At 42.1% G+C, this 22,232-nt stretch carries 25 protein-coding genes and 1 riboswitch; of the genes, 17 read left to right on the top strand and 8 right to left on the bottom strand.

Annotation, left to right across the window (positions count from 1 at the left end; translation table 11 throughout):
- Positions 1-3: 3 nt before the first annotated feature.
- A complete protein-coding gene (locus NSS80_RS01175; RefSeq protein ID WP_041115334.1) occupies positions 4-774 on the bottom strand; it encodes a SurA N-terminal domain-containing protein in 771 nt (256 codons plus the stop codon).
- 152 nt (positions 775-926) lie between these two features.
- Positions 927-2,990, bottom strand: coding sequence for a thioredoxin domain-containing protein (locus tag NSS80_RS01180; protein WP_317222260.1), 2,064 nt, complete (start codon positions 2,988-2,990; stop codon positions 927-929).
- A 278-nt stretch (positions 2,991-3,268) separates the two neighbouring features.
- On the opposite strand from NSS80_RS01180, the gene NSS80_RS01185 reads away from it, so the two are divergent.
- Positions 3,269-3,646, top strand: coding sequence for a multidrug efflux SMR transporter (locus tag NSS80_RS01185; protein ID WP_034284218.1), 378 nt, complete (start codon positions 3,269-3,271; stop codon positions 3,644-3,646).
- A 337-nt stretch (positions 3,647-3,983) separates the two neighbouring features.
- Here NSS80_RS01185 and fabF read toward each other — a convergent pair whose 3' ends face one another.
- Positions 3,984-5,216, bottom strand: coding sequence for a beta-ketoacyl-ACP synthase II (gene fabF, locus NSS80_RS01190; RefSeq protein ID WP_041115263.1), 1,233 nt, complete (start codon positions 5,214-5,216; stop codon positions 3,984-3,986).
- A 103-nt stretch (positions 5,217-5,319) separates the two neighbouring features.
- Between fabF and NSS80_RS01195 the strand changes: the two genes are divergently transcribed.
- From NSS80_RS01195 to NSS80_RS01230, 8 genes are all read left to right on the top strand, one after another.
- Complete coding sequence (locus NSS80_RS01195; protein WP_111927596.1) at positions 5,320-6,156, top strand: helix-turn-helix transcriptional regulator; 837 nt, start codon at positions 5,320-5,322, stop codon at positions 6,154-6,156.
- Positions 6,157-6,318: 162 nt separating this feature from the next.
- Positions 6,319-6,579 carry a metal-sensitive transcriptional regulator gene (locus tag NSS80_RS01200; RefSeq protein WP_003217059.1) on the top strand — a complete coding sequence of 87 codons (261 nt, stop codon included), beginning with the start codon at positions 6,319-6,321 and terminating at the stop codon, positions 6,577-6,579.
- A gap of 124 nt (positions 6,580-6,703) precedes the next feature.
- On the top strand, positions 6,704-7,186 hold the full coding sequence (locus NSS80_RS01205) for a DsrE/DsrF/DrsH-like family protein (protein WP_041088802.1): 483 nt from the start codon (positions 6,704-6,706) through the stop codon (positions 7,184-7,186).
- Between the two features lie 12 nt (positions 7,187-7,198).
- Positions 7,199-7,552: a rhodanese-like domain-containing protein gene (locus NSS80_RS01210; protein ID WP_041115258.1), complete on the top strand. Its 354-nt coding sequence runs from the start codon at positions 7,199-7,201 to the stop codon at positions 7,550-7,552.
- A gap of 47 nt (positions 7,553-7,599) precedes the next feature.
- Entirely contained in the window at positions 7,600-8,160 is a 561-nt protein-coding gene (locus NSS80_RS01215; protein WP_041115256.1) for a sulfurtransferase TusA family protein, read from the top strand.
- 15 nt (positions 8,161-8,175) lie between these two features.
- Complete coding sequence (locus NSS80_RS01220) at positions 8,176-9,303, top strand: MBL fold metallo-hydrolase (RefSeq protein ID WP_317222259.1); 1,128 nt, start codon at positions 8,176-8,178, stop codon at positions 9,301-9,303.
- Positions 9,304-9,336: 33 nt separating this feature from the next.
- The gene (locus tag NSS80_RS01225; protein ID WP_034283076.1) at positions 9,337-9,567 is read left to right on the top strand and encodes a sulfurtransferase TusA family protein; all 231 of its coding nucleotides are present in this window, start codon (positions 9,337-9,339) and stop codon (positions 9,565-9,567) included.
- Positions 9,568-9,625: 58 nt separating this feature from the next.
- Positions 9,626-10,399 carry a sulfite exporter TauE/SafE family protein gene (locus NSS80_RS01230; protein ID WP_317222258.1) on the top strand — a complete coding sequence of 258 codons (774 nt, stop codon included), beginning with the start codon at positions 9,626-9,628 and terminating at the stop codon, positions 10,397-10,399.
- Between the two features lie 36 nt (positions 10,400-10,435).
- Here the strand turns inward: NSS80_RS01230 and NSS80_RS01235 are convergent, their stop codons facing one another.
- Both NSS80_RS01235 and proS read right to left on the bottom strand, forming a co-directional pair.
- Positions 10,436-10,612, bottom strand: a complete 177-nt coding sequence (locus NSS80_RS01235) for a hypothetical protein (RefSeq protein ID WP_164512187.1) — start codon at positions 10,610-10,612, stop codon at positions 10,436-10,438.
- 143 nt (positions 10,613-10,755) lie between these two features.
- Entirely contained in the window at positions 10,756-12,189 is a 1,434-nt protein-coding gene (gene proS, locus NSS80_RS01240) for a proline--tRNA ligase (RefSeq protein ID WP_317222257.1), read from the bottom strand.
- Positions 12,190-12,576: 387 nt separating this feature from the next.
- Positions 12,577-12,676: riboswitch (purine riboswitch) on the top strand.
- A 77-nt stretch (positions 12,677-12,753) separates the two neighbouring features.
- On the opposite strand from proS, the gene NSS80_RS01245 reads away from it, so the two are divergent.
- Complete coding sequence (locus NSS80_RS01245) at positions 12,754-13,926, top strand: MFS transporter (RefSeq protein ID WP_251232553.1); 1,173 nt, start codon at positions 12,754-12,756, stop codon at positions 13,924-13,926.
- A 53-nt stretch (positions 13,927-13,979) separates the two neighbouring features.
- Here NSS80_RS01245 and NSS80_RS01250 read toward each other — a convergent pair whose 3' ends face one another.
- Positions 13,980-14,747, bottom strand: coding sequence for a GNAT family N-acetyltransferase (locus NSS80_RS01250; protein ID WP_317222256.1), 768 nt, complete (start codon positions 14,745-14,747; stop codon positions 13,980-13,982).
- 201 nt (positions 14,748-14,948) lie between these two features.
- Between NSS80_RS01250 and NSS80_RS01255 the strand changes: the two genes are divergently transcribed.
- The 5 genes from NSS80_RS01255 (at position 14,949) to NSS80_RS01275 (ending at position 17,556) form a co-directional block, all read left to right on the top strand.
- Positions 14,949-15,407, top strand: a complete 459-nt coding sequence (locus NSS80_RS01255; RefSeq protein ID WP_034283105.1) for a MarR family transcriptional regulator — start codon at positions 14,949-14,951, stop codon at positions 15,405-15,407.
- 105 nt (positions 15,408-15,512) lie between these two features.
- Positions 15,513-15,743, top strand: a complete 231-nt coding sequence (locus NSS80_RS01260; protein WP_046313666.1) for a hypothetical protein — start codon at positions 15,513-15,515, stop codon at positions 15,741-15,743.
- Complete coding sequence (locus NSS80_RS01265) at positions 15,740-16,201, top strand: DUF523 domain-containing protein (protein ID WP_317222255.1); 462 nt, start codon at positions 15,740-15,742, stop codon at positions 16,199-16,201. Before NSS80_RS01260 ends, NSS80_RS01265 begins: the two co-directional genes overlap by 4 nt.
- Positions 16,202-16,230: 29 nt before the next feature.
- Entirely contained in the window at positions 16,231-16,647 is a 417-nt protein-coding gene (locus NSS80_RS01270) for a DUF5301 domain-containing protein (RefSeq protein WP_342498394.1), read from the top strand.
- 81 nt (positions 16,648-16,728) lie between these two features.
- Positions 16,729-17,556 carry an aldo/keto reductase gene (locus NSS80_RS01275; protein WP_034283114.1) on the top strand — a complete coding sequence of 276 codons (828 nt, stop codon included), beginning with the start codon at positions 16,729-16,731 and terminating at the stop codon, positions 17,554-17,556.
- A gap of 51 nt (positions 17,557-17,607) precedes the next feature.
- Here NSS80_RS01275 and NSS80_RS01280 read toward each other — a convergent pair whose 3' ends face one another.
- Complete coding sequence (locus tag NSS80_RS01280) at positions 17,608-18,690, bottom strand: iron-containing alcohol dehydrogenase family protein (RefSeq protein WP_065215399.1); 1,083 nt, start codon at positions 18,688-18,690, stop codon at positions 17,608-17,610.
- A gap of 197 nt (positions 18,691-18,887) precedes the next feature.
- Between NSS80_RS01280 and NSS80_RS01285 the strand changes: the two genes are divergently transcribed.
- Complete coding sequence (locus NSS80_RS01285) at positions 18,888-19,856, top strand: rhodanese-related sulfurtransferase (protein WP_039176148.1); 969 nt, start codon at positions 18,888-18,890, stop codon at positions 19,854-19,856.
- 343 nt (positions 19,857-20,199) lie between these two features.
- On the top strand, positions 20,200-21,819 hold the full coding sequence (locus NSS80_RS01290; RefSeq protein WP_034283122.1) for an APC family permease: 1,620 nt from the start codon (positions 20,200-20,202) through the stop codon (positions 21,817-21,819).
- 35 nt (positions 21,820-21,854) lie between these two features.
- Here the strand turns inward: NSS80_RS01290 and NSS80_RS01295 are convergent, their stop codons facing one another.
- Entirely contained in the window at positions 21,855-22,055 is a 201-nt protein-coding gene (locus tag NSS80_RS01295) for a hypothetical protein (protein ID WP_034283125.1), read from the bottom strand.
- Between the last annotated feature and the right edge of the window lie 177 nt (positions 22,056-22,232).

A 22,232-nucleotide genomic window follows, 5' to 3' on the forward strand; every position in this document is an offset into this window, starting at 1 on the left:
CGGTTATAGAGAAACATTAATTTTCGCAGATTTCTTTAGTTTTTCAATTTCTTTTTGGATTTCTTTTTGCTTTTCTTGAGATTCTAGCTGTTTTTTAATTTGTGATTTAACCTCTTTGTATTCTGGTGCTTTTTGCTTTTGTTTTTTCATTTGGTCTGCGTATTGATCATAGTACGCTTTGACGTCTTTCTCAGAGACGGAGGCTGATTTGATTTCTTTATCGACATATTGGCTGTATTTGATGCTGTCGGCAATGTCACTCTTCAGCTGATCCAATGTGAGTCCGCTCTTTTTAAGTGCTTCTTCAAATTGAGCGTTGTCTTTGAACTGTTTCTTTTCTTCCTTTAGCTGCTTATCTACCTCTTTGTCAGAGGCTTTGAAGCCCTTCTTCTCAGCATCTTGCAGGATGAGCTCTTGTCCTACGAGCGCATCAATGGTTTGTTTCTTGACTGCTTTCTCGCCTTCTTTAGAAGTTGGGTCTTGCCCAGACTGCTGAAACTGGCCTTGAATGGTAGATAAGGCGCTATTGTATTCACTGCCTGTGATTTTGTCTTTGTTGACGGTCGCAACGACCTTTTGATCATCGATTTTTTGTGCGTCTAATTTCTTTTGCATTTCTTCCATTTGCTTTTGCTGCTCTTTTTGATCAGCCTGTGTTGTTTCCTTGTTTTTGGCTGCGTCGTTTTGCTTATCTTGTTTGGCATCGTTTGACGAGCAGGCTGCAAGTCCAACAGATAACAAACAAGCGATGAGTGTGTATGATACCTTTTTCATCATTTTCTCTCCCTTCGGTATGAGAACGTCTAGTGCGCATTCTAACCGTTTTTTAGGAAAAATAAAACCGTACAGACAATTTGTTAGCGGATTGACATGTTTTTTATCTGTTTGTCCTCATTTTGTCTTCTCATAGTCATCTCATGACAAACTCAATTGTGGAATAATTGTTCCATCACTTCGTCGATATCGGTGATTGGCTGGCGGCAGCTGTAATTTTCACAAATATACACGGTGGTTTTGCCATCGATTGTTTTGTAATCTTTTGTAAAGGGCGCGAGCTTCGCTAATTCTTTCCCTGTTTCGGCAGTCAATATGATATCAAATGGAACGAAGCGTTTTTGAAGCGCCTGTAAAAGCTGTTCTTTTTGAGGGTCGCCGTTTTTTCCGAGAATGATGATTTCTCTTTTCGCCGCATATTGACTTAGGAGCCCTTGCAGAAACGCTGTGTGTCCGCTTGGGTAGGAAGAGACATCCACATAAAAGGCTTTGAACATCTGTTCTAATGTTTTCAGCCAGTCTTGACGTCCTGTCATTGTGCTGAGTTTCAAAAGCTGATGGAGTGCGGTGCTGTTACCAGAAGGCATGGCGCCGTCGTACACTTCTTTTTCTCGAACGAGGAGCGCTTCCGCATCTGATCCCGAGAAGAAAAAGCCCCCTTTTTCCTTGTCCCAAAACAGCTCAAACATGTTCTCGGCAATGGCTGCCGCCTTTTCCAGCCACGCTAACTCAAAGGTCGCTTCGTATAAAGACATATACGCTTTTAGCATATGCGCATAATCCTCGATAAAGCCGAGATGCTTCACGTCACCTTCTCTGTAGCGGACCATGAGCCGCTCATGTTGAACAAGATGTGTTTCTAGAAAAGACATCGCCTGCTTCGCCATATGGATCGCTTCCTCTGCATCAAAGACCCTTCCTGCTTTGGCGAGAGCTGCGATCATCAGCGCATTCCAAGATGTAAGCACCTTGTCATCGACAAGCGGCGCGGGTCGCTGCTGTCTGACTGATTGTAAAATATGCCGCGCTTCTTGCAGCTTGGATTGAAGGGTTTTATCGTCGATCGAAAAAGAGGCTTTGATGTCCTCAAAAGAGGTAGAAATGGTATGAGGGATGTTCTCCCCTTCAAAGTTCCCCTCTTCTGTGATGTGATAGACGTCGCAAAATAAAGCGCCAAGCTCCTCCCCTAAATGGGTGATGATCTCATCTTTTGCCCAGACGTAATATTGTCCTTCTTTCCCCTCAGAATCTGCATCTATCGCTGAATAAAAGGAGCTGCTAGAATTCATCATATCTTGTTTAATGAATTGGATCAGGCGTTGGACAAGTTTTTCATACTCAGGTTTTGAGGTGAGCTGATACGCTTCTGTGTAAGCTTCCATCAGCAGCGCGTTATCATACAGCATTTTTTCAAAATGCGGCACAAGCCATTTTTCATCCGTCGAATAACGAGAAAAGCCCGACCCAATATGGTCATATATACCGCCATTTGCCATGCCATCTAACGTTTTCGTGACTGCATACAGCGCATTCTCCTGTCCTGTCCATTCGTAATAGCGCATCAAAAATGAGAGCATATGAGGTGCAGGGAATTTTGGCGCGGAGCCGAATCCGCCATATAGCGTATCAAAGCTGCTCATGAGCTGATAATAGGCTTTGTGAATTGCTTCTTGAGACAGCGTGTTTTCTGTCTGTCCTGCTGCTTTAATCCGCAGATTATTTGTCGCTTTCTCTGCCAATGATTCAATATGATCCCGGTCGTTATGGTACGCATCCAGCAATTGTGTCAGTGCCTCGATGAAGCCAGGCCGCCCGTAAGCACTTCTTTTCGGGAAATATGTCCCAGCATAAAAAGGCTTTTGATCCGGCGTGACAAACACGTTCAACGGCCAGCCGCCTTGCCCCGTCATCATCTGACAAACCGACATATACATCGAGTCGATATCTGGACGCTCCTCACGATCGACTTTAATCGAAATAAAATGCTCATTTAAGATGTCAGCGACTTGTTGATCTTCAAAGCTTTCGTGTGCCATGACGTGGCACCAGTGACAAGTGGCGTAACCGATGCTGACAAGCACCGGTTTATCTTCACGTTTGGCTTTATCGAATGCTTCTTGCCCCCACGGGTACCAATTCACAGGGTTATGAGCATGTTGAAGTAAATATGGAGACTTCTCAGCGATTAATCTATTGGGTTTATTGTTAGTGGGCATGGGATCACCTTCTTTCACTTTTCATTATTTGTTTTTATGTTTACTGTACCATAGTGCAGTTTAGTTTATATCTTATTAGATTATCTAGATTAGATTTTATCTACTGGACTAAGGATCACCACTCATTTTGCGCACAATTTTTTTGAAAAATAAAGACTTAAAAACATTTTTGGTTTCTTGTAAAGTTGTACTTAATAAAGATTTAGTGAAGTAAACCTATAAAGGTTTAATACAGTTTTTTAAGTCGTTGATTTTTTATACAGGAGGAGAGAGTAATAATGGCATATTTATATTTATTGCTCGCAATTATTGGTGAACTTATTGGTTCTTCTATGCTCAAGGCTGCAGAAGGCTTCTCAAAACTTTACCCTACTATTGGTACAATTATTTCTTTTATAGGCTCCCTGCTCTTCTTATCACTTGCAATGAAGACCATACCTTTGAATACCGCCTATGCACTTTGGTCTGGTATAGGTATTATTCTTACTACAATAATCTCAATTTTGATTTGGAAAGAAAAAATTAACGTTGCCAGTGTTACTGGGATTGTTTTGATACTTGTAGGAGTTGTAATATTAAATCTTTTCGGGCCAGGTCATGGTGAAGCACATAGTGTTGAAAACGCAAGCGCTACAACAAACAATGAAGCTGAGTGATTAGAAAAGCATGAACATAAATATTAAAGCGGAGGATAACTTTTGTTATCCTCTTTTCTTTTTTTTTGCATTTCAACATCTATCATGTCAAGACATGAAAGTATTGCTATTGCAGCAAAGAAATGCAATCAAATTGCTCGCGCGTAGCCAAAATGTACCTTTTTACATTAAGAATTGTAAATGGATTTTTGATCTAATATATTACAATTAATATAAATATAGTATAATATTATAAATCTGTGGGGTTAATATATCAGATTGAGGCCCTTCATAATTTGTCTGTGAGGTATTCCCAAAATGTAAAAAAATCAAGGGCTATAAACCCTTGATAGCTACATCAATCGTAATGCTTTAACAAGATGGCTGAATTATGTCCTCCAAAACCAAAAGAATTGGATAGCCCGTATTTCAAAGGAAGCTGTCTCGCTTCTAATACAACATCTAAGTTGCAGTCTGGATCTTGATTCTCTACATTAATAGTTGGCGGAATCATTCCTCGTCTCAAACTTTCCACTAAAGCAATGGCTTCTACTCCGCCGGCAGCACCAAACATATGCCCTGTCATTGATTTGTTTGCCGTTGTTGGAACTTCACCTGAACGTTCACCAAATAATTTCTTAATAGCTAGAACTTCTGAACGATCACCTACTTGTGTACTTGTTGCATGTGCACTAATAACATCAATATCATCTGTTGATATGTTTGCACTTCTCAACGCCTTTTTCATGGCTAAGTAGGCACCTTTACCTTCTGGGTGGGATGCTACCATATGATGAGCGTCTGAACTAGCTCCGTACCCCACTACTTCACATAATATCGGCGCATCTCTAAGAATCGCGTTTTCTAATGATTCTAATACTAAGATACCTGCGCCTTCACTCATCACAAAGCCATCTCTATCTGTATCGAATGGACGGCTGGCTAGGCTTGGGTCTTGGTTTCTAGTAGATAGTGCATGTGCGTTTCCAAAACTAGCCAAAGATATCTGTGAGACGGCAGCTTCTGCTCCTCCGGCAAATATAATATCTGCATCATTATTTCGGATCGCATTGAAAGCTTCGCCAATAGAGGTGTTCCCAATAGAACAAGCTGTGACTGGTGACAATGATGGCCCTTGTGCCCCTAATTTAATGCTGATTTGGGCCGCAGCTGCATTTGAAATCATCATGGGGACAAGGCTGGGGCTTACTCTTGAGGGACCACGTTTATCTAATACATTGACATGATCAACAAGCGATTGGATTCCCCCGATTCCTGAACCAACATATACGCCTAAACGTTCAAGATCAACTTGATCTAACTGTAATTGCGAATTTTTTAATGCTTGTTCGGCTGCTGCTAAGGCAAACTGGCTAAAACGATCTAAACGTTTTGCTTCTTTTCTTCCCAATATTTCATCTGCATCGAAATCACGAACGATTCCAGCTATTTTTGTTTTATAATCAGTTGTATCAAAAGAATCAATGAGAGATATTCCCGATTGTCCTTTGATTAGTTGATTCCAAAAGCTATTTACATCATTTCCAAGTGGAGAAATAATTCCCATTCCAGTAATGACAACTCTTTTCATGATCATTCCCTCCTTGTTTTTATTAACTTTATCCATTGTGTTATCCTATTACAAGTTGTTGTTTATCCTAGTATAATTAATACTCTTTTAAAGGGAGATCTAAATGAAACCTGAAACTAGACTTCAAGCGTTATCAGAATTTCTAAAAAACCAACGTTCGAAAATTACGCCCCAAATGGTTGGTTTACCTGTAGGAACCCGCAGAAGAACACCAGGACTGAGAAGAGAAGAAGTGGCTCAACTAGCCGGTGTGAGTCTTACTTGGTATACATGGTTAGAGCAAGGCAGAGATATAAAAGTATCTACTTCGGTATTAGATGCGATTTCTCGAGCATTACAATTAAATAACGATGAAAGGAGATATTTGTACGCTTTAGCGTTAGAGGAAGGAGTGAAACAATCCTTTATCATTGAGAATGAGAAGGAAATCAGTCCGGCTTTAGTGAAAATTTTGCAGGAACTTCGTTATTGCCCGACGATTGTATCGGATAGAAGAAGCCAGATTGTTGGCTGGAATCAAGCAGCTGCGAACGTATTTTTGGACTTTGAACAAATCATCCCGGCAGAAAGGAATATCATACGCTTACTATTCGCAAGAAAGGAATTTAAAAGTTTAGCGGTGAATTGGGAGCATTTTGTTAGAGGATATATCGCCATATTTAGAACGTATTACGGACAGTATGTGGCAGATGACTGGTATGAGCAATTTATAGAAGAAATGGAGCAGGCATATCCTGAGTTTCGTAAAATTTGGAATGAAAATGAGATCAGCTATGCACCTGAAGTATTAATTGAATTTCGTCATGCTAAGGGAGGTAAAATGTTGTTTAATCTCACTTCATTACAAGTGTATGGGGATACTGATTTAAGATGCAGCGTCTATACTCCGGTTGAGGATACTGATACGGAGCTTAAGTTAAAGCGTTTGATTGAAGGGTAGTTATCTTCAATGATTTCTCGTTGGTTGTTAATCTTGTTGATAAATGGTGGAATGTGCAATTCTCTTCACATTCTCTACCAATGAGAAGGGCAAGTCGTTTGACTAAATACCTCTTAGGGTATACTATCTGTTCATAGAAAGAATAGAAAGGGGTACTTGTGCATGGAATATAATCAGCAGATGAAGAACCGTCTTCGCCGGATTGAGGGGCAGATAAAAGGGGTTCTTGCGATGATGGAGCAGGGAAAGGATTGCCGCGAGGTGGTGACGCAGCTGTCTGCATCACGCAATGCCATTGATCGGGCAATGGGTGTGATTGTGAGTACAAATCTTGAGCAATGTGTTCGTGAAAGTCTTGAACAAGGCAAGGATACGGAGGGGCTTGTGAAAGAAGCGGTTGAGCTATTGGTAAAAAGCCGGTAAGAAATTCTTCAGCCTTTGAAGGTTGACGGATTTTTTTACTTGTTATAATATACCCTTACCGGTATATGTATATATTTTTTATTTTATGTATACCCCCAAGGGTAATTGAAAAAGGAGGAGCAGGATGGAAGAACAGAAAAAACGCACGACGATTGTGCTATTTAGTGGAGATTATGATAAAGCAATGGCGGCTTACATTATTGCCAATGGTGCAGCGGCCTATGATCATGAGGTGACGATTTTTCATACCTTTTGGGGGCTGAATGCCTTGCGCAAGGATGAGATGGTACCGATGAAGAAAGGATTTTTAGAAAAAATGTTTGGTAAGATGATGCCGCGCGGGGCTGATCGAATGGGCATTTCAAAGATGAATTTTGCTGGAATGGGTCCGAAGATGATTAAGCACGTCATCAAAAAGCACAATGCCATGACCTTGCCGCAGCTTATTGATATGGCGAAGGAACAGGAGATTAATCTCGTAGCATGTACAATGACGATGGACCTTTTAGGGCTGCAGGAGAAAGAATTATTAGATGACATTCAATATGCTGGTGTGGCGGCGTATTTAGCAGAGGCTGAAATTGGGAATGTGAATTTATTTATTTAGTGAGGTGATGAAATGATTCAAACGATTTTGTTCATCCTGATGATTGGCTTACTCGTGAGCCGGTTCCTACCAGTACGAGGTGTTAACCAAATGGATGCTGCCGATATGAAGAAAAAGCTGAAAAACATAGATCAACAACTAATTGACGTACGATCTCCAGTAGAATTTCAAACAAACCATATAAAAGGATTTCGAAACATTCCTTTACCTCAGTTAAAAGAACGAGCTTCTCAGCTTGAGAAAAATGAAGAGATCTATGTCATATGTCAAAGTGGAATGAGAAGTATGCAGGCAGCGAAAATATTGAAGAAGCAAGGATTTACTCATATTACAAACATCAAGGGTGGTATGAATGCTTGGCATTAAGCACGCATAAAAATATACCCCCACCCCTATATAAAGGAGGACATCACATGCAGCAACCAACAGTCATTTTAGATGCAAAAGGATTGGCATGCCCGATGCCGATTGTGAAAACAAAAAAACAAATGAATGAGCTTTTGCCAGGAGATGTGCTTGAAGTGCAAGCTACCGATAAAGGATCAGCAGCGGATTTAGCGGCTTGGTCAAAAAGTGCCGGTCATGAGTTTTTAGGAACAAGAGTAGAAGGACAGGTGCTTCATCATTTGATTCGTAAGGGCGGAGCGCAAGAGAAAGAAGGGGAGTCAATGATTTCGGAAATGCCTTTGAATACGTTCCAACAGAAGGTAAAAGAAGATCAATCTTTGTTTATTTTAGATGTACGAGAACTGGATGAATACGAGGCGGGGCATATTCCAGGAGCTGTTCACATCCCTCTTGGAGAAGTCGAACACCGTGCAGAAGAATTGAGCCAGGATACGCTTATTTACCTCATCTGTCATTCAGGCAGAAGAAGTGAATTAGCCGCGCAAAAGTTAAAAGAAAAAGGATTTCAACAATTAGTGAATATAGTGCCAGGCATGAACAGCTGGACAGGAGAGATTGAAAAATAGGAGCTGAATAAAACGATGTCTGTAAAAGCAATGACAGCAGAACAGTTAACAAAAAAGATCGTGGGCAAAGAGCCCATCTTTTTGTTAGATGTACGAAACGAATCAGATGTGCAGGACTGGAAGATTGAAGGAAAAGCCGTTGATTATGTCAATGTGCCTTACTTTGAGCTTCTCGATGGCGTAGAGGATATGGTCGAGAAAGTACCAACAGACCGAGAAGTGCTCGTTGTGTGTGCCAAAGAGGGCTCCTCTATTATGGTGGCGGAGATGCTGTCAGAGGCTGGCGTGCCTGTTCGTTATTTACAGGGCGGCATGAAGGCATGGAGTGAGCATCTAGAGCCAGTGAAAATAGGTGATTTAAGCGGCGGCGGAGAGCTGTATCAATTTGTACGGATGGGCAAAGGGTGTCTGTCCTATATGATCATGTCCAATGGAGAAGCCGCGGTTGTGGATGCAGCTCGAATGACGGAGGTCTATATTGATTTTGCGAAAAAGCATGATGTCTCTGTGACGCATGTGATGGATACTCACCTTCATGCAGATCATATTTCTGGTGGGAAAAAGCTGGCTGAACAAACTGGTGCTACCTACTGGCTGCCGCCAAAAGATGCAGAAGAGGTAACCTTTGAATATGAACGTCTTGAAGAAGGACAGCGGATAACGATTGGAACAGCTTCTATTGATATTCAACCCATTTATTCCCCGGGACATACGATCGGCTCAACATCTTTTATCGTAGACAATCATTATCTTCTTTCAGGTGATATTTTGTTTATTGATTCAATTGGAAGACCTGATCTTGCTGGAATGGCGGAGGACTGGGTAGATGATTTGAGAGAGACGCTTTATGAACGGTATATGGCGTTTTCAAAGGAATACATCGTTCTGCCTGCGCACTTCATGACCAAAGAAGAAATGAATGAAGACGGCAGTGTTTGGAAGGAGCTCGGCTCACTTTTAAAAGAAAATCATGGGCTTCATATTGAAGATCAACATGTGTTTAGAAAGATGGTGACGGAAGGTCTGCCTGCACAGCCGCATGCCTTTCAAGAGATTCGTCAAGCCAATATGGGGAAGCTGAACCCAGATATGGAAGAGCAGCGGGAAATGGAAATGGGTCCAAACCGTTGTGCGATTCGGTAATGTCCAATAAAATAAGAGAAGAGGAACAATCAAATGACATCAGATCAAATTTTAGACGTAACAGGGCTAGCATGCCCAATGCCGATTATTCGAACGAAGAAAAAAATGAACGACTTGGCGGAAGGTCAAGTTTTAGAAATACATGCAACAGATAAAGGGGCTAAAGCTGACTTGGCCGCATGGGCGAAGTCAAGCGGACATGAATTGATCACGCAGACAGAAGAAGGTCACGTACTGAAGTTCTGGGTGAGAAAAGGGTCCTAAAGGATGTAGGGGTATCTGCTGAAGATCCCCTTTTCCTTTTGCAAAGGAGGAGACCAGCGTGGATTTTGCATTTTTGATTACACTTTTTATCATCGGATGTATTGGTTCCTTCTTATCAGGAATGGTGGGGATCGGCGGATCTGTGATCAACTATCCCATGCTGCTTTATATCCCGCCTCTTTTTGGTGTGGCACTATCAGCACACGAGGTATCAGGGATTGGCGCCATTCAAGTGCTTTTTTCGACGCTGGGTGGTGTACTCGCTTATCGGAAAAGCGGATTTTTACATCGCTCGCTGATTTTATATATGGGAAGCAGTATATTGACGGGCAGCTTATTAGGCAGTTATGTATCACATTTTATGCCGGAGAAAGGGATGAACCTCGTCTATGGATTACTCGCCATTGTGGCGGTTATTCTCATGTTGATTCCGAAAAAAGGACAGCGTGCAGACGCAGAGGGAGAAGTTACTTTTCATAAAGGGCTGGCATCAGCCATTGCCTTTGTGATTGGCAGTGTTTCCGGGGTATTAGGTGCAGGCGGCGCATTTATTTTAGTGCCTGTGATGCTGTCTATTTTAAAAATTCCTGTACGGATGACGATTGCATCGTCACTTGCGATTACGTTTCTTTCTGCGATAGGCGCATCGACTGGAAAGGTATTGACGGGTCAGGTCATGCTTCTTCCTGCTGTTGTGCTGATGGCGGCAAGTTTGATGGCAGCTCCGATTGGTGCGAAGGTCGGTCAGAAAATCAACGCCGTCTACTTGCAATGGGCACTTGCTGTAATGATTACAGCGACAGCGGTCAAAATTTGGCTGGATATTTTATAAAGAAAAGACCAACAGAGCAAAACATGTTGGTCTTTTTTATTTGACGTCATCGTGCTCGATATACGTTTCTAGTGCGGGGTGGTACTCTTTTTGATAATGAAGGTTGGGACATGTTTTCACGACTTTGCCTTGCAGGGCATTGGACTTTGAGACTTCTAATGCTGTTCTACATTTAGGGCAGCGTTCGGCAAAAAATGAGGGCCAGCGTTTCATGTATCACCACTCCAGTTAAAGTCTTAAAAACCGATTATATTAATATGAATTATAGGGGATCATGCAGGTGAGGTCAATGGGTGTTTGGGTCTTTTTAACAAAAAAAGAAGCATCATGAGAGATGCTTCTTATTGTTTATATTCTTAATAGGCTTTCGCCCAGAACACCATATCAGATGCAGGTTTTCCGCAGCAGACACATGTGTCAGAAATGGTTTCCTGTTCGAATGGGATACAGCGTGAGGTGGCACCTGTTCTTTCTTTAATGTCGTTTTCACAGGCTTCATCACCGCACCACATGGCTTTAATCAATCGGTTTTCTGCCGCAAGAATTTGCTCGATATCTTCGATTGTGTGGGCGTGTGATGTCTTTTCATGTAATCGTTCTTTCGCTTTTTCGTACATCGTCCGCTGGATGTCTTCAAGCGTTGCTGTGATGGTTTGTTCAAGGGCATCTAACGTGACAGCTTGCTTTTCACCAGTGTCTCGTCGTGCGAGCATCACTTGTCCTTTTTCGATGTCCTTTGGTCCTACTTCTACACGCAGCGGAATACCCTGCATTTCACATTCGTTGAATTTCCAGCCTGGCTGTTTATCGCTTGCATCGATGTCAGCACGTGCGATGCGGGCGAGGCGATCCTTCAATTCGTAGGCATGATCCAGCACCCCTTCTTTATGAGAAGCGATTGGCACGATACGCACTTGGGTTGGTGCAATATTTGGCGGGAGGACGAGCCCTCTGTCATCGCCATGCACCATGATCATAGCGCCGATAATTCTTGTTGTGAAACCCCAAGAGGTTTGCTGGACATGCTCTAGTTTTCCTTCACGGTTTAAGAATTCGATGCCAAATGCTTTGGCAAATCCGTTCCCGAAGAAATGAGAAGTGGCCGTTTGAAGCGCTTTTCCGTCATGCATCAAGCTTTCAACCGTATAGGTGAAGCGAGCGCCGGCGAATTTTTCCTTCTCTGTTTTTCTCCCTTTAATGACAGGAATGGCAAGGAGATCTTCGCAAAGAGAAGCGTAAGTGTGAAGCATTCTTTCTGTTTCTTCAATCGCTTCATGCTCAGTCTCATGGCACGTGTGTCCCTCCTGCCATAGGAATTCAAGGGTTCTGAGGAAGGGACGTGTTGTTTTTTCCCAGCGGACGACATTGGCCCATTGGTTATATAGCTTTGGTAAATCGCGGTAGGAATGAATAATGTTTTTGTAATGCTCAGCGAACAGCACTTCAGAGGTTGGTCTGACGCAGAGCCTTTCTTGTAATTTGGATTCACCGCCATGTGTGACCCACGCCACTTCAGGAGCAAAGCCTTCGATATGATCTTTTTCCTGCTGCAGCAGGCTCTCTGGGATAAAGAGGGGCATATAGACATTCTCATGACCCGTTTCTTTAATCTGGCGGTCAAGTTCGTCGCGAATATTCTCCCAAATTTTAAAGCCATACGGCTGAATGATCATACTGCCTCTCACGCTTGAATAATCGACGAGCCGCGCTTTTGTGACAACATCTGTATACCACTGGGCAAAGTCGTCTTCCATGCTTGTAATTTTTTCAACAAATTGTTTTTTTAACATTGCAGGTTCCTCCTTTTTTAAAACAAAAAAGCTGTACTTTAAGTTAGGGACCATTCCTGGTGGTACCACCCTAATTTAAAGCACAGCTTTACACTCAATCATGATAACGGTATGAACCGCTGTATGAAACAGAACTAAATCGGCAGGTTCACTTGAAGATGTCAGTAGGAACTTCTCAGCACCGTTCCCTCTCTGTTAAAGATCGATTCAAGCTACTATTCCAGATCTACGTTGATCCTTGTTCGTTGATTTTCCATCAGTTTACCTGTAAATGGGGGAGAAAGCAAGCTGTTCTGATTCCTTTTACAGCGCCTTTTGTTTAGGTAACGGAATGGCAGTATTTTTCTATTTTTACAGCTTGCGAGTTATGTAAGGCTGTGCTAATATATGTGAAGAAAAAAATAGACTTGTATAACCTCAATAATATGGTTTGAGGGTTTCTACCAGGATCCGATAAATCCTGATTACAAAAGCGCGCTTTCCTTTTTTGTAATCAGGGTTTTTTTGTTTGTCTGCACCCTGTATCAAAAGTGAAAGCGATGATATACAGAAGGGATGTTAGACATGAACTGGAGAGTATATTTATTAGCCGTTTCTACTTTTGCGGTTGGATTAGTTGAGCTTGTGGTTGGTGGCATTCTGCCAAGTCTTGCAGAGGATTTGAATGTGTCTCTTGCAACAGCCGGACAGCTCATTACGGTATTTGCGATTGTGTACGCCATTTCAGCACCCGTGCTGCTGACTGCGACAGCCAAAATCGAACGAAAGCGCCTTTACTTAATCGCGTTATTGGTGTTTACAATAGGAAATGTGTTCACTTATTTTAGTTCGACCTTTGCCCTTGTCATGATATCTAGGGTGTTGATTGCGATGAGTACAGCGCTTGTGGTGGTGTTGTCTTTGACGATCACTGCCAAATTGGTGGAACCAGCGCATCGTGCGAAAGCATTAGGGCTGATTTTTATTGGTATTAGCTCCTCACTTGTTCTCGGTGTACCGATCGGTATTTTTATTACAGAGAGCTTTGGCTGGAGAGTGATGTTTTTAGGAATCAGTATTCTTTCTGCCATATCGATGGTGCTGATCTATTTTCTATTGGAAAAAATGCCTGTTGAAAAAGTGACGCCTCTTAGAGAGCAGATTCGTTCTTTAGGGCATCCGAAAATTTTTAGTGCACACTTGATCAGTTTGTTTATGCTTGCAGGCCATTATATGCTTTATTCTTATTTCACTCCATTTCTGATGGAAGTTCTGCATATGACCCCGTTTTGGATTAGTATTTGTTATTTGATCTTCGGACTTGCGTCTATAGGCGGGAATGGGTTTGGCGGCTGGCTCAGTGACAAACTGGGTTCAGGAAAAGCCATTTTGCTTGTGACTATGGCGTTTGCGATCGTCATGTTTATCCTTCCTTATACAGCGGGTGTGTTCGCGCTCTTTATGATCATGGTTGTCCTTTGGGGAGCGCTCAGCTGGGCACTGACGCCTGCTTTGCAGAGTTATTTGATTCAAACAGATCCTGTCACGTCTGATATTCAGCAGAGCTTAAATACATCTGCCTTGCAAATTGGCATTTCGATTGGATCTGCGGTTGGCGGAGTCATGTTTACGATGACCGGTTCCTCTGTTGATCTGGCTAAATTCGGTGCTGTGTTTGTACTGATTGCCTTTAGCTGTGCGGTGATTTCGCTGAAGAGACCGCCGCTTTATATGGATCGTCAGCATCATGCTGAATAGCTGCCTAAAGATAGGCAGCTTTTTTATGTTCATTTCAAAGGGAAAGTACCTTTCTATTCAAAGACGGCCATTTCGCCGATTGCTTGGAAGCCGGCACGTTGATAAATATTTTTACCGTCTGCTGATGCTTGTAAGATGACACATTTTTGTTTATTCTCTGTCTTGGTCAGAAGGTAATGGAACATGTCACTGCCAAGTCCTTTTCCGCGGTGTTCTTCCCTCGTCATGACATCATAAATACCGTAGCTGTCGTTTGTCTCGAATAATAAGCCTGTTGTGACCGGCTTGTGGTGTTCATACCCCACGAACATGCGAGCTTTTGAGTGTAATTTTTTAATCGAAAAATGCTGGAAATAGTCTTCTAAGGCGGCGGCCTCAGTCGATCCTTTGAATAGTTCAATAAAGATATGTTTGTAATCAAATAGTGTCTGCTCATCAAGTACTTCCTTGATTGTAAGTGATGAGGATGTGACTGGATCAATGTCACCTGTATGCTCAAGCATCATGATGGTATTGCGTTCGACCTCTTGAAGGTGATATTCCTTTAATAAATCAGCCCAATCAGGATGGAGTAAACGGTGATCGACCCATGTGCTGAAGATGAGTTTCTGTGACCGCATGTGTTCAATGGCAGCTTTCACTTTTTTTGGATCTTGGATTTGAGCTGATGTCGGTAAGAGCAAATTGAACGTGTCAGTCGATATTTGAGTATTGGATAGAACGAAATCGTCCGATGCATGGAAGGTTCCGTTCACAGCAGAGGAAAACAGATGTATCTTTTCTTCTAATTGGCGAATGGCCATTAGTTGTTCAGGTTTCATTTAGCTCACCTTTTCATTATGATAAATTGAATGACATCCCCATGATTATAGCATGTGACAGGATGAGGGGAATCTAGTATAAAAGTACATATACAATTTTAAGGTCTGATGACCTATTATTTTACTAACAACCACATTTCTTTTGACTCCTTTCTTCATTATTAGTACCATTTTATTAACCAGTTAAGAGTGGAGGTTCAGATGGAAACAAAAGAGCAGATTGTATTAAAAGCGATTCAAGATCTGATTATGCATAGGGAAAAGAGACGGAATGATCCAACAGATCCACTGATTACCACGACTGATACACTCAAACAAGAATGGACACTCACACAGCTTCACATTTTATCGATGATTCAAGCCAATCCAAACGAATCAAACAATACATTTCTATCTCAACAACTAAAACTATCAAAGCCAGCTATTACAAAGGCTGTGAAAAAACTAATTGAAAAAGGCATGGTGGACTATTGCCACCGGCAGGGTGATAAGAAATCAGTCTATTATTCTTTGACAGAGGAAGGCAAGCAATTGGCAGCGCTTCATGACGAGCTGCATGAAAAAGCAGTCACGTCCTATTTAGAATTTCTTCAGCAGTTTCATGAAGATGAATTACAAGTGATTGAGCGCTTCTTAAAGGCTTGGAAAGAAAAGATATAGATAAAAAACCGAAACCATCGTAAAAAGGAGATGATTTCGGTTTTTTATGGTAAAATTAACATATATTGATGTTGTTTGAAGCCATGATGAAAGGGAGGGAGCTCATTGGAGAAAGAAATGATAGAAAATTATAAAAAATACGTATTCATCATGCCATTTGTGGGATTGTTTGTCAGCGTGCTATTATTTGTTTATTTTTTTGGTATTGCAGGACCTGGAGAACCAATTTGGGCTGCTGCTTTGTATTGTGCTCTGCCCTTTTTGGTGAATACGATATGTTTCTTGCCTGTATGTATTTATTTTAAAGTCAGCAAAAAAAGTGAGGAACATACATGATTGTCGTCAGTGCTTGTCTTGCTGGGTTGAAGGTTCGTTATAATGGCAGCCATCGATTAGATCAGCGAATTGAGGAGCTTGTTCAGGAGGGAAAGGCAGTCACAGTTTGTCCTGAGCTGCTTGGCGGCTTCTCCACGCCAAGGCCTCCCGCAGAAATCATTGGCGGAGACGGACATGATGTATTACAGGGCCTCGCCTCCGTGATTGATGTACATGGAAATGATGTCACGGAGATGTATGTAAAAGGCGCGAAGGCCGCGCTGGAACAGGTTCAGTCTCTGAAAGCGACGGCAGTTGTGTTAAAACAGTACAGCCCTTCCTGCGGCAGCCGGATGATTTATCGCGGAGATTTTAACGGGGGAACAAAAGCTGGAGATGGAGTGACATCCGCCTTGCTTAAACAGCACGGAATTCAAGTGTTTTCTGAGGAGGATGATTGGACTTCACTGTTTTTATAGGTGTGGTGTGAATAGAAGGAGGAGTTAGGTTGAAAAAGTGGATGATTGGTTTAGTCGTCATTATTTTATTAGGAATTGGTATTTATTTTCTAATCAATGCAAATATATACTCTTTTGATGATGTGGCCTCAATTGATCAGAACAAGGTGACTTCGATTCAAATTGAGCATGATAATGAGCGTGTTAAAGTGGAAAAGAAAGAGGATATTCAAAAGCTGCTGAAGGAATTTTCGGGTATGAAATTAAAGAAAACGAATGAAACTAAAAAAACTTCAAAAGCGTCTTATTGGATCAGAGTGTATGAGAATGAGAAGGAAACATATGGTCTGACTTTTTACGATCAAACATTTTTAGAAACATATGATTTTTCTAAAACAAAAGATCAAACCAGCGAATATCAAATCGTTGACACCAATCAAGTTGATATAGGAAAATATATCAAATAGCTCAGCCAGAATTTCATGCATGATCAATTGAAAATTAGGGTATAGTGCTTGGTAATTAAAAAGGAAGCGGAGGTTTGTTTGATGAGTGGATTAACAGATACAGTCACATTAGCAAACGGAGTAAAAATGCCGAAGCTAGGCTTTGGTGTATGGCAGGTAAAAGATGGGGATGAGGCTGTAAATGCCGTCAAAGACGCTCTTGAAGCGGGCTACCGCAGCATTGATACAGCAGCCGCCTATCAAAATGAAGAAGGGGTAGGCAAAGCCATTCAGCAATCAGGTATCTCGCGCGATGATCTATTCATTACGACAAAGGTCTGGAATAATGATCAAGGCTATGAATCAACACTCGAAGCCTTTGAAACAAGTATGAACAAGCTGGGATTAGATGTATTAGATCTTTATTTGATTCATTGGCCAGTTGAAGGCAAATATAAAGAAACATGGAAAGCGCTAGAGAAACTATATAAGGATGGACGCGTTCGAGCGATCGGAGTGTGTAATTTCCATCAGCATCATTTAGAGGATTTATTGGAAGAGGCAGAAGTTGTGCCAATGGTGAATCAAATCGAGCTGCATCCGAAGCTGACGCAGGAGCCTTTACGAGACTACTGCAAATCGAAAGGAATTCATGTAGAGGCGTGGTCGCCATTAGGCAGCGGGAAGCTTCTAAACCATCCTGTTCTCCAGGATATCGCGAAAAAACATGACAAGTCAGTAGCGCAAGTGATTCTTCGCTGGGACTTGCAGCATGGCATTATCACCATTCCAAAATCTGTGACGAAGAGCCGAATCATCGAAAACACACAAGTTTTTGATTTCGAGCTGTCCGCACGTGAGATGGGTGTCATTGATCAGCTCAATGAAGATGAGCGCACAGGTCCAGATCCAGATAACTTTGATTTTTAATCGAAGGAAAAGCACAGGTGCGATGCCTGTGCTTTTTTATTTCCCTCATCTTTAGACAGATTTTTGGGGGTGATAGGTCTCAATGATTTGAATGGCGTCAACAATCTGTTCTTTAGAATAGTCTCCAATCAAACAAAAGGTTTCATCTTTACGTGCCGCATGGTTTGCTACCGTAAGTGCCGCTTCTTCCAGTTGAGTTGTCATACCAAGATCGCGCATATTTCTAGGTAATCCGAGTGTTTGGTAGAGTTCAAGTAATTCCTCAACCTCGGACATTCGGTTTTCTGCGGCAAGCTGGACGAGGATGCCATAAGCTACTTTTTGTCCATGTAACACATGATGCGTTTCTTCAATAAATGTCAATCCATTATGAACGGCATGGGCTCCTGCCATTCTTCCATAGCGTCCCCCATAGCCGCCGACTGTTCCTGCTAACGTAATAATCGTATCTGTCACATCCGCGAATGCTTGTGAAATCTGACCTGTTTTTAAGCTGTTGACAGCTTCTTCACTATGAGAAAGAAGAATGTCTCGAACATATACCGCCTGCTTTAGTGCTGCATGTACCATGAGCGGCAAGGCGCCTTTTGTGTTACGAATAATCGCTTCTGCTTCATACCATTTTGCCAGCGTATCACCAATTCCGCTTTGAAGATAGGAAAGAGGAGAGGAAAGCAAAAAAGTATGATCAATTAAGGTGAGGTAGCTGGATCGTTTATGATAATCAACTCTCATGAAGTTTCCTTTGTCATCATAAATGACGCTGAGAGGTGTAGACGCAGCACATGTGCCGGGAATCGTTGGAACCATGATGACTTCGATTTGAAGAACGTCTGCAACTGATTTTGCGGTATCTAAAATCGTTCCGCCCCCGATGCCGATGATCACATCTGACCCGTTAAGCTCTTCTGCGATCTGGGTGACCGCATTAGGTGAACTGTATCCTTTGTGCTGAATGAAAGGCCACTCGGACGGCAGCTTTGTGTATTGTGAAAAAGCTTGGTATGAATCATATCCTGTCACTACAGCAGGTGACTGAAAAGGAGAAACAAGGGATTCAAGTTCATGATAGATTCCTTTTTGAGAAATAAATTGGTTAGGGCCGCTTCTGACAATATCTTCTGGCTGGATCATGGATCATTGCTCCTTTACACATCATATTGTTCATAAATCATCTCATTTTACAGAAAGTTCTGTCAAATATTCTAATATATGAGAAGAAAGGCCCTTCCGTTTTATGGAATTGAGCCGCCGACATTGCCTTTAGGTATGTATTTCCTGTATGATAAAGAATGGTATGTTTTGATTAAATTTAAGAGGTGTTTATATAGATGGAAAAACAATATCGCGTTTTACTTTACTATCAATATGTCCCCATTGAGGACCCAGAGACGTTTACAGCAGAGCATTTAGCATTCTGTAAGGAGCTTGGTTTGTTAGGCCGTATCCTCGTATCAGCAGAAGGCTTGAACGGAACGGTTTCTGGAACTATTGAGCAAACGGACAAGTACATGCAAGCGTTAAAAGAAGATCCGCGCTTTGCGTCTATGCCGATCAAAATTGACGAAGCAGATGGTCATGCGTTTAAAAAAATGCACGTCCGTCATCGGAATGAACTAGTGAACCTCAGCCTTGAGGATGATGTGAATCCGTTGGAATTAACGGGGAAACATCTTAGCCCGGTTGAATTTTACGAGCAAATGCAATCACCTGATACTGTTGTGATTGATGCGCGTAATGATTACGAGTTTGATGTTGGTCACTTCAGAGGGGCAGTTCGTCCTGATATTGAGACATTCCGTGAATTACCTGAGTGGATTCGTGACAATAAAGAGATTCTTGAAGGCAAAAAAATCCTGACTTATTGCACAGGCGGCGTACGCTGTGAGAAGTTTTCAGGCTGGTTAAAGCGTGAAGGCTTTGAAGATGTCTCTCAGCTTGACGGCGGAATTGTCACTTACGGAAAAGACCCAGAAGTACAAGGGAAGCTATGGGACGGTCAATGCTATGTGTTTGATAATCGCTTAACAGTACCAGTGAATCAAACAGAGCATGTGGTTGTCGGAAAAGATTTCTTCACTGGTGAGCCTTGCGAGCGTTATGTGAACTGTGCGAACCCTGCATGTAACCGTAAGATGATTGCCACTGAAGAGAGTGAGCATAAGTATATGCGCAGCTGCAGTCATGAATGCCGCACAAGTGAACGGAACCTGTATGTGAAACAGCACAATTTATCTGAAGAAGAAGTTCAAGAAAGACTAGCTGTTATTGAAAAAGAACAAGCGATTTCACAAGGATAGAGGGAACCCCCCTTTATCCTTTTTTTCTTTACATGGCGTGGGTTAGAAGGGAGAGGAAGTCATTTCCTCTATCTTTTTTGTTTTGTTTTTTTCAAAATAAGGGTAAAGGTAGTTATTCAGTCTAATAGATTGAACAGGTGAAAAAGCGCTTTCTTTTGAAATAAGCATGTTCGACTATTTCAGAAAATGAAGAATTGAGAGATAATATAACAGGCGAAAAAATGAACAAGAGTAAAGGTTCATTAGAAGAAATATTTGCCAGTAAAATGAAAAGTGAGCTGCTTTGAAAGAAAGACGCTTGCTTGACACATGCTCTGTATTTTAATCGAAAGGTGTTATGAACATGAATCATTTGCATCGTAGGATGGGAACTTTCGCTTTAATGATGGTAGGTCTTGGCTCAATCATTGGTTCAGGATGGCTCTTCGGTGCTTGGCGTGCGGCTCAAATCGCCGGCCCTGCTGCTATTTTATCCTGGTTGATTGGGATGGTTGTGATTTTATTTATCGCTTTGTCTTATAGTGAACTCGGATCGATGTTTCCAGAGGCAGGCGGAATGGTGAAATATACGCAATATTCACACGGATCTTTTATTGGGTTTATTGCAGCTTGGGCGAACTGGATCGCCATTGTCTCCGTGATACCAGTGGAGGCGGTTGCTTCCGTCCAGTACATGAGCTCATGGCCTTGGGAGTGGGCAAAGTGGACATCTCATTTGGTTACAAAAGGGGTATTGACGACAGAAGGTCTTATGGTTGCCAGTGTGCTGCTTGTGATTTACTTTCTGCTTAATTATTGGACAGTTGGGTTATTTTCAAAAGCAAATACATTCATTACCGTGTTTAAAATTGTCATTCCAGGATTAACAATTGGTGCGCTCTTATTCGTAGGTTTTCATAGTGAGAATTTTACTTCTGGAACAAGTATTGCCCCTAACGGCTGGGCGAGTGTGCTGACAGCTGTTGCGACATCTGGGATTGTGTTTGCCTTCAATGGCTTCCAAAGCCCGATTAACATGGCCGGTGAGGCAAAAAATCCAGGCCGGTCGATTCCAATTGCCATTGTCGGATCGATTTTCATTGCGACTGTGATTTATGTCCTTTTACAAGTCGCCTTTATCGGTGCTGTTGATCCATCTATGATCGTGAATGGATGGGGTCATTTGAATTTCAACTCGCCATTTGCGGACCTTGCCATTGCGCTTGGTATTAACTGGCTTGTTCTGATTTTATATGCGGATGCGTTTGTGTCGCCTTCTGGTACGGGAATTACGTATACCGCAACGACGTCTCGTATGATTTATGGAATGGAAAAAAACAAATACATGCCAAGTGTGCTTGGCCGTCTGCACCCTATTTACGGCGTGCCTCGTCCAGCAATGTTTTTTAACTTAGCCGTATCGTTTATCTTTCTGTTTTTATTTAGAGGCTGGGGTGTACTTGCTGAAATTATCTCTGTCGCAACACTCATTTCTTATCTGACTGGACCAGTGACCGTCATGACGCTGAGAAAGACAGGGACAGATTTATATCGACCGCTTCGAATAAAAGGACTCAGCATCATTGCTCCTCTCGGTTTTGTCTTTGCCTCATTGACACTGTATTGGGCAAGATGGCCGTTAACAGGTCAGGTGCTGTTCATTATTCTCATTGGTCTTCCTATCTATTTTTACTATCAAGCAAAAGCGAAGTGGAAAGGCTTCGGCCGCAACTTTAAGGCGGGTGCTTGGATGGTTGTGTACCTGCTTGTGATGATGACGATTTCCTGTCTTGGCAGTGATAAATTCGGCGGTTATAACATCATTCATTATGGCTGGGACATGGCACTGATTACGGTGGTAGCTCTGCTATTTTATATGTGGGCACTCAAAAGTGGATATGAAACAGAGTTTTTAGAGGATGCGAAAAAAATCAATGATGAGCTGCGTGCTTCTCAGAAGGAAGCTGCAGCAACCAAAGAATAAAGAAACGGCTGCCTGAACACTCGGGGCAGCCGTTTTTATTTGGAGGAAAGGTGCATCACATGCCGTTTCAGCCAAGTGGTGACGCCGCGTAAAACGGCCGCTGTGACAAGTGAAATGAGCACATATCTCCAAAGCTGGCCTAAGCCTTGTCCACTCAGCCAGAATACGATGCCTAGAATGATGAGGGTAAACATGAGCAAGAATAAAAATGATGCAGACCAGAAAAAAGATTTCACAGAAGGTCACCTCCTCAGGAGTATTGTATGCAGGCAATTGAAGGAACAGACCATCTATGAAAGGGTAGAATCATGGTGAAATCTATTGCAAAAGTCAGATAAAAGCACCAAGTGATTTGACAATTGTGTTAAGATGAGAGCATATTTTGAGTAAAGTTGTTGGTCATAGACGGAGGT

This window comes from Bacillus sp. FSL M8-0350, from assembly GCF_038593345.1.
Lineage (GTDB): Bacteria > Bacillota > Bacilli > Bacillales > Bacillaceae > Bacillus > Bacillus safensis.